The sequence below is a fragment of the Roseobacter sp. EG26 genome, assembly GCF_049830555.1.
In the GTDB taxonomy this organism is placed as follows: Bacteria; Pseudomonadota; Alphaproteobacteria; order Rhodobacterales; family Rhodobacteraceae; genus Roseobacter.
In genome coordinates, this window is sequence record NZ_JBNBLH010000007.1 from 109913 (window position 1) to 122177 (window position 12265).

12 protein-coding genes are annotated in these 12265 nt (G+C 58.4%); 9 read left to right on the forward strand and 3 right to left on the reverse strand.

What is annotated here, in order from left to right:
- The first annotated feature begins 8 nt into the window (after positions 1-8).
- The 8 genes from rpiA (at position 9) to ACOTTU_RS16425 (ending at position 7775) form a co-directional block, all read left to right on the forward strand.
- Positions 9-797, forward strand: coding sequence for a ribose-5-phosphate isomerase RpiA (gene rpiA / locus ACOTTU_RS16390; protein ID WP_425659602.1), 789 nt, complete (start codon positions 9-11; stop codon positions 795-797).
- A 100-nt stretch (positions 798-897) separates the two neighbouring features.
- Positions 898-2355, forward strand: coding sequence for an FAD-dependent oxidoreductase (locus ACOTTU_RS16395; protein WP_425659603.1), 1458 nt, complete (start codon positions 898-900; stop codon positions 2353-2355).
- Positions 2356-2429: 74 nt separating this feature from the next.
- On the forward strand, positions 2430-3587 hold the full coding sequence (hflK, locus tag ACOTTU_RS16400; RefSeq protein WP_425659605.1) for an FtsH protease activity modulator HflK: 1158 nt from the start codon (positions 2430-2432) through the stop codon (positions 3585-3587).
- Positions 3587-4483 (forward strand): protease modulator HflC, encoded by an 897-nt coding sequence (gene hflC / locus ACOTTU_RS16405; protein WP_425659607.1) that lies wholly within the window; start codon positions 3587-3589, stop codon positions 4481-4483. Before hflK ends, hflC begins: the two co-directional genes overlap by 1 nt.
- Positions 4480-4683, forward strand: a complete 204-nt coding sequence (locus tag ACOTTU_RS16410; RefSeq protein WP_425659609.1) for a DUF2065 domain-containing protein — start codon at positions 4480-4482, stop codon at positions 4681-4683. The genes hflC and ACOTTU_RS16410 overlap by 4 nt, the downstream gene beginning before the upstream one ends.
- Positions 4684-4885: 202 nt before the next feature.
- Complete coding sequence (locus ACOTTU_RS16415; protein WP_425659611.1) at positions 4886-6364, forward strand: Do family serine endopeptidase; 1479 nt, start codon at positions 4886-4888, stop codon at positions 6362-6364.
- 341 nt (positions 6365-6705) lie between these two features.
- Positions 6706-7029, forward strand: coding sequence for a 2Fe-2S iron-sulfur cluster-binding protein (locus ACOTTU_RS16420; RefSeq protein ID WP_298915238.1), 324 nt, complete (start codon positions 6706-6708; stop codon positions 7027-7029).
- The gene (locus ACOTTU_RS16425; protein WP_425659612.1) at positions 7029-7775 is read left to right on the forward strand and encodes an FG-GAP repeat domain-containing protein; all 747 of its coding nucleotides are present in this window, start codon (positions 7029-7031) and stop codon (positions 7773-7775) included. Before ACOTTU_RS16420 ends, ACOTTU_RS16425 begins: the two co-directional genes overlap by 1 nt.
- 22 nt (positions 7776-7797) lie before the next feature.
- On the opposite strand, the gene purD is transcribed toward ACOTTU_RS16425, so the two are convergent.
- Positions 7798-9060, reverse strand: coding sequence for a phosphoribosylamine--glycine ligase (gene purD / locus ACOTTU_RS16430; protein WP_425659614.1), 1263 nt, complete (start codon positions 9058-9060; stop codon positions 7798-7800).
- A gap of 80 nt (positions 9061-9140) precedes the next feature.
- Between purD and xseA the strand changes: the two genes are divergently transcribed.
- Positions 9141-10682, forward strand: a complete 1542-nt coding sequence (gene xseA, locus ACOTTU_RS16435; protein WP_425659615.1) for an exodeoxyribonuclease VII large subunit — start codon at positions 9141-9143, stop codon at positions 10680-10682.
- Positions 10683-10689: 7 nt separating this feature from the next.
- Here xseA and ACOTTU_RS16440 read toward each other — a convergent pair whose 3' ends face one another.
- Both ACOTTU_RS16440 and ACOTTU_RS16445 read right to left on the reverse strand, forming a co-directional pair.
- Complete coding sequence (locus ACOTTU_RS16440; protein ID WP_425659617.1) at positions 10690-11103, reverse strand: hypothetical protein; 414 nt, start codon at positions 11101-11103, stop codon at positions 10690-10692.
- A 4-nt stretch (positions 11104-11107) separates the two neighbouring features.
- Positions 11108-12196, reverse strand: coding sequence for an alkane 1-monooxygenase (locus tag ACOTTU_RS16445; RefSeq protein ID WP_425659619.1), 1089 nt, complete (start codon positions 12194-12196; stop codon positions 11108-11110).
- Positions 12197-12265 lie beyond the last annotated feature (69 nt).

Consider the following 12265-nt stretch of genomic DNA (forward strand, 5'->3'; position numbering starts at 1 on the left):
ACCTGCCGATGACCTCAGAACTTTCACCCATCGACAAAGCCAAGTTCGTCTCCGCCAAACGCGCGGCGCAATTTGTGGAAAGCGGCATGCGAGTTGGATTGGGGACAGGTTCTACAGCCGCATGGCTGGTGCGGTGTCTGGGCGAAATGGTTCGGGACAACGGGCTGCGTATCAAGGGGGTGCCGACGTCAACGCGCACGGCGACCCTGGCGCGGGAGGTTGGCATCGAAGTGGTCTCTTTGGATGAAGCCAAATGGCTGGACATCACCATAGACGGCGCCGATGAATTCGACGGTCAGCTCAACCTGATCAAGGGTGGCGGCGGTGCATTGCTTCAGGAAAAGATCGTGGCGACCGCTTCTGACCAGATGATTGTGATTGCCGATGTCGGCAAGGAAGTTGAGACACTTGGTGCGTTCCCCTTGCCGGTGGAGGTGATCCCCTTTGGCTGGCAAACCACGCAGGCACTGGTTGAGGAAACGCTTGTTTCGATGGATGTGCTGGGCCGCGACAGTACCCTGCGCATGAACGGAGAGGTGCCTTTCATCACGGACGAGGGCAACCACATCATTGATCTGCACGTCAAACGTATCGGCAACGCCCGGCAACTGGCGCTGGTGCTGAACCAGATGCCGGGTGTGGTTGAAAACGGTCTCTTCATTGACATCTGCGACCGGGTTGTTGTGGGCTATGGCGACGGCAAGGTTGAAGTGCGTGACATCAATGAAGGCACCATCGCAACCGAACGGCTGGACTTCGTCGAAAGCGATAATCTTTTTGCGGATTTGACAGATTGACGGAAACGCCACGCGCCCCGCCGGGCGGAAGGTGGTAAATGCAATGCCCGCGCATATATAGACGACACAACTAATCTGAATACTTCGAAAGGCCGCCCCCATGAGTGATTTTGACTACGATCTCTTTGTGATTGGCGGCGGTTCCGGAGGGGTGCGCGCCGCTCGGGTTGCCGCCGGCGAGGTCGGTGCGAAAGTCGGGCTTGCCGAAGATGATCGCTATGGCGGAACCTGCGTGATCCGCGGATGCGTGCCAAAGAAACTCATGGTTTTTGCAAGCGAATACGCGGATGTTGTCGAAGACGCGCAATCCTACGGGTGGAGCCTCAAACAGGGGCCATTTGACTGGCCGTCTTTCCGCAAACGCCTGGGTGATGAACTGGACCGGCTGGAACAGGTCTATCGCAACCTTCTCAAGGGCTCCGGGGTTGATACCTTCGATGCCCGCGCCTCGGTTTCCGGCCCACATGAAATCACCCTGTCGACCGGCGAAAAGAAAACCGCGAAACATATTCTCGTGGCGACCGGCGGGCACCCTGTGCGCCCGCAGATGCCGAATGCGCATCTGGGGATTGTCTCTGACGATATTTTCCACCTCGAGAAAATGCCGAAATCACTGCTTATCGTGGGCGGCGGCTATATTGCTTGTGAGTTTGCCGGCATCATGAACGGTCTGGGCGTCAAGGTGACCCAATACTATCGTGGGGCGCAAATTCTGCGGGGGTTCGATGAAGAGGCACGCGGGTTGGTTGCCGAATCCATGCGCGAGCGCGGCATCAATCTGCATGTGGGTACCAATATTCTCGAAATGGCACCTGCCAGCGCAGACCGCAGTTCAGGCGAAACCGGCGCTATGGGCGGAACTGCCCAGGAACGCGTCGAAATGGCGCAGATGCGCAAGGGCGATGAGGCGGCGGATGGTCCGATTTGGGTCAAATCGACGACCGGTGCGGAAGGCGAGTTCGACATGGTGCTTTTCGCCACAGGCAGAGACCCGAATACCCACGACATGGGATTGGAAGAGGTGGGTGTGAAGCTCGGCCGCCGGGGCGAGATCGTGGTCGATGAATACAGCCAGACCTCTGTGCCATCGATCTATGCGATCGGGGATGTGACCAACCGCGTGAACCTGACACCTGTGGCCATCCGCGAAGGCATGGCGTTTGTGGAGACCGTTTTCAAGGGTGTGCCGACGCCCGTGGATCACGATCTGATCCCGTCAGCAATCTTTACCCAACCGGAAATGGGGACTGTCGGCCTCAGCGAAGAGGATGCGCGCGACCGTGAACCGGTGGAGGTTTACTGCACGTCGTTCCGGCCGATGCAAACCGCCTTTGCCGGACGCCCTGATCGGGTATTGATGAAGCTGGTGGTTTCCACGGCGACACGAAAGGTCCTTGGGTGTCATATCGTAGCACCCGGTGCGGGCGAGATGATACAGATGGCCGGCGTTGCGATCAAAATGGGCGCCACCAAGGAAGATTTCGATCGGACAGTTGCGGTCCACCCCACAATGTCCGAAGAGATGGTGACAATGCGAACACCGATGCGGACGGCTTGAATTCCGCACAACCTAGCGTACCTATGACTGGAATTAATCGCATCTCTGAGCGATTTAGGAGGGAAAGAGACTGAATGGCTGGCAATAATGGCGGCCCCTGGGGGGGCGGCGGCGGAAATTCCGATGACGACAGACCCGGCGGCGGAAACCGCGGCAATAATGGCGGAGGTCCTCGGGGCCCTCGCGGTGATGGGGGGCAAATCCCGGAAATTGACGAGCTGGTCAAGAAAGGTCAGGAGCGTCTGCGGGTCCTGATGGGCGGCAAGGGCGGCGGCCCCGGTGGCGGCGGTGGTCGCGGGGGAAGTGGAAATGGCCCGGCCTTTACCCGTGGAACAATCGGGCTCGGTGTTCTGGGTGCACTCATCCTTTGGGGGATGGCAAGCTTTTATACCGTGGCACCGGAAGAGCAGTCGGTTGAGCTCTTTCTTGGCGAATACTATGCCACAGGAAACTCGGGTCTGAATTTCGCCCCATGGCCGCTGGTCACAGCCGAAGTCTTGCCGGTTACTCGAGAACAGACCGAAGATATCGGGGAGCGGACAGACAGCGGGTTGATGCTGACCACTGACGAGAACATCATCGACATCGATTTCCAGGTTGTCTGGAACATCAACGATCCCGCGAAGTATCTATTCAATCTGGCAGAGGCGCGCGAGACCATTCGTGCGGTGTCGGAATCTGCGATGCGCGAAGTGATTGCACGCAACGAGCTTGCTCCGATTCTCAACCGGGACCGGCAGGTCATTGCCGATGAGGCGCAGCAGCTCATTCAGGGCACACTCAATGCCTACGACAGCGGCGTGAACATCGTGCGGCTCAACCTCGACAAGGCGGACCCGCCGCGAGAGGTGATTGACAGTTTCCGTGAGGTCCAGGCGGCAGAGCAACAACGTGACCGGCTGGAACGTCAGGCCGATGCCTATGCCAACCAGGTGACAGCGGGTGCGCGCGGTGAAGCGGCAAGCCAGTTGGAACAGGCCGAAGCCTACCGGGCGCAACAGGTGAACGAGGCAACGGGTGAAGCCGCGCGGTTTGCCTCCGTACTGGAAGAATATCTGAAGGCACCCGACGTCACGCGCAAGCGGCTTTATCTGGAAACGATGGAGAAAGTCTTCGGCGATGTGGACAAGATCATCTTGGAAAGCGATCTGGGTGGCTCGGGTGGACAAGGTGTCGTGCCTTACCTGCCTCTCAATGAATTGCGCCGCGGCGCTGCAGGAGGGTCAAACTGATGCGTGCTGGTAAATTCCTGATACCCATTGTCGTTGTTGCAGCTGTCGGAGTTTTAAGCTCGGTCTTTATCGTGGACGAGCGGGAAAAAGCGCTTGTGCTACAATTTGGTCAGATCAAGTCGGTCAAGGAAAATCCGGGATTAGCCTTTAAAATCCCGTTGATTCAAGAAGTCGTACGCTATGACGACCGTATTCTGTCGCTGGATACTGAAGTGACCGAAGTAACGCCATCCGACGACCGTCGTCTGGTTGTCGATGCCTTCGCGCGCTATCGTATCTCCGATGTAACCCAGTTCCGCCAGGCGGTTGGCGTTGGCGGATTGCGGGCTGCTGAAGACCGGCTCGAGGGTATCCTGAACCCAACCATCCGGGCCGTTCTGGGTTCTGACGGTGTGACGTCCAATACGATCCTTTCGGCGGATCGGGCTGAATTGATGGCACGGATCACGGCACAAGCGCGGCAGCGGGCTTTGCCTCTGGGTCTCGAAGTTGTGGACGTACGTCTTAAACAGACTAACCTGCCTGAACAAAACCTTGATGCGACGTTTGCGCGGATGCGGGCGGAACGCGAACGCGAGGCGGCTGATGAGATCGCGCGCGGTGAAGAGGCAGCACAACGTGTCCGCGCCCTGGCGGATCGTACGGTGGTGGAACTGACTTCTGATGCGACCCGGGAGGCGGATATCATTCGCGGGCAGGCAGATGCTGAGCGGAACGCAATTTTTGCGGAGGCCTTTGGCGCGGATCCGGAATTCTTCGAATTCTACCGGTCGCTGACGGCCTATGAACGCGCGCTGAAAGGCACCAACTCAACAATGGTCCTGTCGCCCGACTCGGAGTTCTTCAACTATCTTCGGTCGGACCAGGGTTCCCGTTCAGAAGAGGGCGAGCGGTGAGCACGCTGCTGCTGGCGCTTGGGCTGGTAATGATTGTGGAGGGGCTGGCCTATGCGCTGGCCCCTTCGCTTATTGAACGTATGCTGGAAGCTTTGCGGAGTTTGCCAGAGGCGGCCGTGCGCCAGATCGGGATGCTGATCATCGTCACCGGATTGATCCTTGTCTGGTTCGCCTGGCGGCTTGGCGCCGGTTTTATGTGATGGCATTGCGACAAATGTTCACAAATTTACTAAAATAAGCCGCATCTTCACGGTTTGGTAACAGACTGTTGAAACTGTGGCAGAGTGATACATCTTTAATGTTGCACGGTGGCCACCCTAAATGCAGTCTGTGAGCAATCGCACCTCAGCCCTGCGTAGAACGGCCAGAAGGTCCATAAAACTCGACACCAGGAGACGACGCATGCAGCCCAAGGCAGTATCCATGTCAAAACAATTTTCCATCACCCTTCAGATGCGGTTGATGCTTTTGGCCCTGCTGACACTGGCGTTTTTGTTGGTTCAGCCCATAAGCGCACTCGCCCAACAATCCAGCCTCGCACCGCTCGCAGAGAAGATAAGCCCCTCGGTGGTCAATATCACCACGTCAACGGTTGTCGCCGGGCGCACGGGTCCACAGGGCATCGTTCCGGAGGGATCGCCATTTGAAGATTTCTTCCGCGAATTTCAGGATCGTAACAATGGCGACGGGGATCGTCCGCGGCGGTCATCGGCCCTGGGCTCCGGCTTTGTGATCTCCGAAGATGGCTATGTGGTGACGAACAATCACGTGATCGATGGTGCGGATGAAATCCTGATAGAATTTTTCAATGGCGAAGAGCTGAAAGCCGAAGTGATCGGCACTGATCCCAACACCGATATAGCGCTGCTGAAGGTTGAAGCGGATGAACCGCTGCCCTTCGTCAAGTTTGCCGACAGTGATCTGTCTCGCGTTGGCGATTGGGTTGTCGCGATGGGCAACCCCCTTGGTCAGGGATTTTCGGTGAGCGCCGGGATCGTCTCTGCGCGCAATCGGGCACTCAGCGGCACATATGACGACTACATTCAGACCGATGCGGCGATCAACCGCGGCAATTCCGGCGGCCCGCTGTTTAACATGGACGGCGAAGTTATAGGCGTGAATACGGCCATTCTTTCCCCCAACGGCGGCTCCATCGGCATCGGTTTTTCGATGGCATCGAATGTCGTTACGAGGGTCGTTGATCAACTGAAGGAATTCGGCGAAACCCGCCGTGGCTGGCTCGGTGTCCGCATTCAAGATGTGACCGAGGATGTTGCCGAAGCCATGGGGTTGGCATCGGCCTCTGGTGCGTTGGTAACGGACGTGCCCGAGGGGCCTGCGAAAGAGGCTGGAATGGAAGCCGGGGATGTGATCATCAGCTTTGCAGGCAAGGATGTTGCAGATACCCGTGGGCTTGTGCGTACCGTGGGCAACAGCCCGGTGGGCGAAACGGTCCGGGTGGTGGTGATGCGCGACGGTGCCTCCATGACACTCAAGGTCACATTGGGCCGCCGCGAAGAAGCTGAAGGCGCCGTGCCCGCAGTGGCAGCCGGTCCGGATGTGGAAAAAGATCCGGTCACAAAATCACTTCTCGGTCTGACGCTGACCGCGCTGACGGATGAGCTTCGTCAGGAACTTGGCGCGGATGCGGATATGCTGGGGCTTGCTGTCATGGAAGTCGATGAAGCATCTGAGGCCTTTGAGAAAGGCCTGCGGGCAGGCGACATCATCACCGAGGCCGGTCAGCAGAAGGTGACAAGCATTTCCGATCTTGAAAAGCGCGTAGAGGCCGCCAAGGAAGCTGGACGAAAATCACTCTTGCTGCTGGTGCGTCGCGCCGGTGATCCACGTTTCGTGGCGTTGTCATTGGCCGATAAATAGGCAGACGATCTTGGCTAAGGGCGCTCTTTGGGGCGCCCTTGTCTGTTGTGGTAAGGATGTTGGGATCAGCTGGGCCCGCGCTGACGCCCGCAGGGAAGATCAAGACAGGTCGTGTCTCTGTTTCCATAACTCCCGATGAAACTGTCTTGTGCCAAACAGCGCAAGGGTCGGCAGTATTGGGGCAGGTCGTGCGTTGCGGTGGCAGACATTATCGGTGCGCCTAAATTCGGAAAATCTTGAAAATCCGCAAGTCAGGAAGATTGTGCCTCGCAAAAGGGGCTGGTGCGTCTTATATCGCCTCGGTAGACAGGCTCAGACAGATCAGCAAGGGAAAGACGAACGTGGCAAAGATCACCTATATCGAACACGGCGGCAAGGAACATATTGTCGATGTTGCAAATGGCCTTACCGTCATGGAAGGCGCGCGTGACAACAATATTCCGGGCATCGAAGCCGATTGCGGTGGGGCTTGCGCCTGTTCCACATGCCACGTCTATGTCGATCCATCCTGGACGGAGAAACTTCCCGCGAAAGAAGACATGGAAGAAGATATGTTGGATTTTGCATATGAACCTGACCCGGCGCGGTCTCGCCTGACCTGCCAGATCAAGGTAACGGAAGCGCTGGATGGTCTGATCGTTCAGATGCCGGAAAAACAAATCTGATGCTTATGGGCGCGCGGCGTCTTCTGTCGCGCGTTTGGCATAGTTCGGCGCGCCGCGCACTTCTGGCCTTATGCTTGTTGCACGGGTCACTGGCGGCAGCCGAAACGATCATTGATGCCGGTTATGCCATGGCCACAACCCGTTATCCTCATGGTGTTTTGGGGGACAACATTGAACACGCATCGTTGGTAATCACACTGGGGTCAGGTCAGACACGTGAGTTTATCTTGTCGGATGACCTGGTTTTTGAAGATACCGAACCCCGGCTGGTTGATCTGGATGACGACGGCCTGCCCGAAGTGATTACCGTTGAGAGCAGCCAGACATTGGGTGCGCGATTGGCCGTTTATGGGTCCGCGGGCCGTATTGCCACGACGCCTCATATCGGGACGCGGTTCCGCTGGCTTGCTCCTGTCGGAGCCTTTGATCTGGATGGCGACGGACATATGGAAATTGCCTTTGTCGACAGGCCACATCTGGCCAAAACGTTGAGAGTTTATCGTTTTAAGGATGGCGGGCTCGTCCCTGTGGCGCAGATGCCCGGAGTAACCAACCACCGCATTGGCGAGCGCGATATTGCGGGCGGCATACGTGATTGCGATGGCAAACCTGAAATGATCCTGGCCTCGGCCGATTGGGCGCATCTGGTCGCGGTGACCTTCGAAAACGGATCGCTGGTGCAAAGACAGATCGGCACGAAGACGCGCAGGGAGGCGTTCAACCGGGCGTTAGAATGCGTACCCTGACGCCCATTGGCTGGGGCGGCTCCTAAAGCGCGCGCCAGCCGATATCTCGGCGGCAGAAACCTTCCGGCCAATCAATCTGATCCACCATCTGGTAGGCGTTGCGTTGTGCTTCTGTGAGCGAGCCGGCACGGGCTGTGACGGCCAGAACCCGCCCGCCCTGCGCGGTGAAGTTCCCCGCCGTCCGACCCGTACCTGCATGAAATACCATGTGGCTGCTGTCTTCGGGCAGCGCGTCCATTCCTGAGATGACAGATCCCTTTTCGTAAGCGCCCGGATATCCCTGCGCGGCCAGCACAACGGTCAGGGCGTGATCGGCAGCCCAGTTTACCTTCATTTCTCGCAGGCGACCTTCGGCGCAGCCATGCATCAGGTCCAATGCCTGCGCGCCAAGACGCATCATCAGTACCTGACATTCCGGATCGCCAAAACGGACATTATATTCCACCAGGCGCGGTGCACCCTCTTCGATCATCAGGCCGACGAAAAGGACACCTTGGTAGGGCGTGCCCTGCTGCGCCATTTGCGCCATTGTCGGTTTGACGATGCGGTCCAGGGCCACATCTATCACCGCTTGCGTCATCACGGGAGCGGGAGAGTAGGCCCCCATGCCACCGGTATTCGGGCCTGTGTCGCCTTCGCCCACGCGTTTATGATCCTGCGCGGTGCCAATGGGTAGAACGGTTTCACCGTCACAGAGCACAAAAAAGGACGCTTCCTCGCCGGTCATGAATTCCTCGATGACAACTTCTGCGCCAGCCGCACCAAAGGCGCCGGAGAACATGTCATCTACCGCTGACAGAGCCTGCTCGACCGTTTCTGCAATAATGACACCTTTTCCGGCAGCAAGCCCGTCGGCCTTGATGACGATGGGTGCACCCTGCTGCTGGACATAAGCCCTTGCCGAGGCCGCATCAGTAAAGTGACCGTAAGCTGCTGTGGGCGCACCCGCGGCGTCACATATCTGTTTGGTGAAAGCCTTTGAGGCTTCGAGTTGCGCGGCCGCAGCGCTTGGCCCGAAGACAAGAATACCAGCGGCGCGCAAACGATCGGACACACCGGACGCCAGCGGTGCTTCGGGTCCTATGATCACGAAATCAATGGCGTTTTCTTCGGCAAATGTGACCACCGCTCCGCCGTCCTCGATGTTGAGGCTGGCGCAATCCGCAATCTCCGCAATCCCGGCATTGCCCGGTGCGACAATCAACCGGTCACATTTGGGGTTCTGCAAGGCCGCCCATGCAAGGCTGTGTTCACGTCCGCCGCTGCCAAGGATGAGAATGTTCATGGTTGTGCTCCTGATCTGCTTGGCCTTGCCTTCGCCGCGTTCTAAGCTGGCACCCGCTGCGATACAACACCAGAGGCCCCATGGACCTGATCGATTCCCCGGAAGAAGGGCTCAACAGCCCCGAATTTACCGTTACCGAACTCTCGGGCGCGATCAAACGGGTGATCGAGGGCGAGTTTGGTCATGTCCGGATCAAAGGAGAGGTGGGGCGGGTATCACGCCCGCGATCCGGTCACATCTACCTCGATCTTAAGGACGACCGCGCGGTCATTTCAGGTGTGATCTGGAAAGGTGTAGCCGCGCGTCTGCAAACCCAGCCTGAGGAAGGCATGGAGGTGGTCGCCACGGGGCGCGTGACCACCTTTGGCGGGCAGTCGAAGTATCAGATCGTCATCGATGATATAAAACCCGCCGGGTTGGGTGCGTTGATGGCGCTTTTGGAAAAACGCAAGAAGATGCTGGAGGCAGAGGGGTTATTTGATCCTGCGCGCAAACGGCCGTTGCCCTATCTGCCGGACGTGATCGGCGTTGTGACCTCACCGTCGGGGGCCGTGATCCGCGATATCCTACACCGTTTGCGGGACCGCTTTCCGCGTAAGGTTCTGATCTGGCCTGTGGCCGTTCAGGGGGAGAAATGCGCGCCGGAAGTGACGCGCGCCATCGAAGGGTTCAATGCAATGACGCCGGGAGGTGCTTTGCCGCGACCGGATCTGCTGATCGTGGCCCGCGGTGGCGGATCGGTTGAGGACCTGTGGGGCTTTAATGAGGAGAGCATGGCGCGGGCGGCTGCGGCCTCGGAGATTCCCCTTATCTCTGCGGTTGGGCATGAGACGGACACAACCCTGATTGATTTTGTTTCCGACAAACGTGCGCCCACACCCACGGCAGCGGCAGAGTTGGCGGTGCCTGTGCGGCACGAGCTGATGACCTGGCTGGACGGTCAGGATGCCCGCATGCGGCAGGCCCTAAGCCATGGCCTGACCCGCCGCGACCAGCGATTGCGGGATGTTGCGCGGGCGCTGCCACGGGCGGAAACGCTTCTCGACGGGCCACGTCAAAGGCTGGATTTGATGAGCGCGCGGTTGGGTCCGGCGTTGATCGGTGGTGTGCAACGTCGCAAGGTGAGGTTGGCAGATATGAGCGGCAGCCTGCGGCCTTCGACATTGCGCCGGACAGTGCAGGTTGAAGCGCGGCGCCTGCGTGACGTTGCCGCCCGCTTGAGCCCTGCGCTGTTACGGAGCTTTGCGGTCAAAGAAGATCGGATGACCGCGCTGTCGCGGCGATTCCGGCCTGCCGCGTTGCAGCAGGACAGAGATCGCAAGACGCGGGAGTTCGGGGCCTTGTGCAAGCGTCTGTCGGATACCGGAAAACGCGATTTCGCGCGTTGGAAAGGGCGCATTGATACATTGGAGCGTCTGCGGCTGACGCTCGGCTATGAAGCAACGCTTGAGAGAGGTTTTGCCGTTGTGCGAAACGGCGATGACATCGTGACGGATTGCAAGACGGCGAAATCGGCGGACACGCTTGAGATTCAATTCGCAGATGGCCGGGTCAGGGTTGGTGGAAAACCCGTGACGCGAAAGCACCCGACTGCGCCGTCCGGGCAAGGTTCGCTGTTCTAGACGGGCGTCACACGCCGGTGTTGGGGGCAAGGCAGATCATTTCTGCGCCCACGTCATCGGCCTCGTAAAGCTCGGTTGCACCGGGGGTGTTCTGGAAACGCGCGGTCAGGCCGGTGCCATTGTCATGGAAAGTCCAGCACTGCGGGTTCGGGTTGTCTTCGTAGACAAAGCAGATCTGGTCCGCACTTTCGTACCATTCGCCTTCCTTGCACTCTCCGTCCAGAAATGACCACCTCACACGCCGGTTGTCCATGTAGACCTCGGCCCCGTAGGGTGCGCCATTTTGGCCGTAATAAAGGGTTTTTCCGCGCGTGTAGCGGTCAAACTCCTGTGCGGTCATGGCGTCCCTGGCCAGCGTCGGCGTGGCGGTCATAAAGGCTGCCGCCGCAAGAAGTGACATGTATTGAGTTACAGGTTTCATGAGATCATTGTGACAGAACGTTGGCAGTGCCGCCAGTGTCCGGCGCGGGCGGCGGCATGACGTTGCCGTGATCCCCTTGTGGACAGTAGTGCTGTACCCTCGGATCCATGATCTGCCGCCACAAGGGCGGGATCAAAGCGACCGCACCCATGACCGGGACCGAGCGCGGCAGGGTCGGCATCGTCGTTGTATCATGGCGCAATTCCGAAAACGGTCGGCCGGGATTGACGTGGTGATCTGAGTGCAACGGCGCGTTCAGCATCAAGGCGGCGGAATATGCCTGTGGCGCATTCCAACTGTGTTGCGGTCCCATACGTTCAAGGTTGCCATCTTTCGAGAGCCGCCGTCTCAGGCCGTAATGTTGCAGATAGTCTGACAGCATCAGCTGCATCTGGGCATGAAGCGACAATGCGATCAGAACCAAAACACCCAGGCTTCCTGAGAGCAAAAAGGCAACACCGATAGAGGCGAACGCGCCTACGATATAAATCAGATAGGGGTGTGTCCTCCTGTGTTTATACCCTTGATTGCGTTTGTTTTCAGCATGCAGGCCCGATTTGAACTCACCCACAAGCACGCGCAGAAAGTAGCGCCAGAAACCTTCCCCTAGTGGGGCGGAATTGGGGTCTTTGGCGGTCCCTGCGTGGACGTGGTGCACCAGAAGATGTGCGGATACATGCTGACCATTGAGTATCGAGCAATAGATCGCCGTCCCCAACAAGCGGCTGAGGCGATCACGCCGGTGAATGAGTTCATGCGCACAGGCGTTTGAGACCTGCCCGATGAAGAGCCCGGCACCAAGCAGAAGGGCGATGATCTGCCCCGGTGTGCCACCTTCGGCTCTTCCAACGCTCCAGACTGTCAACGGCAGGATCAGGAAATGAGCCAGAATGATCACGCGCGGCAGCCAGTTCTTTAGCTGTGTCGTGGCGGCAGCGGCAATGGGGCTGCGGTCCATGGCCAGTACCAGAACGGTAATGCTGAAAAGAGCCAGGTAGCTCCAGACGCCTCCGACCAGCGCTGCAAAAAACAGGCATATCGCCGGGGTCAGGCTTGCGGAGGCAAAGAGGAGGCAGGCGAGGCGTGCGTTCATGGTTCTGGTTTTATATCTTTTTTCGCGCGGTCTCCAACCCACTGCAAAGGCTGCTCTGAGTGCCGGAAG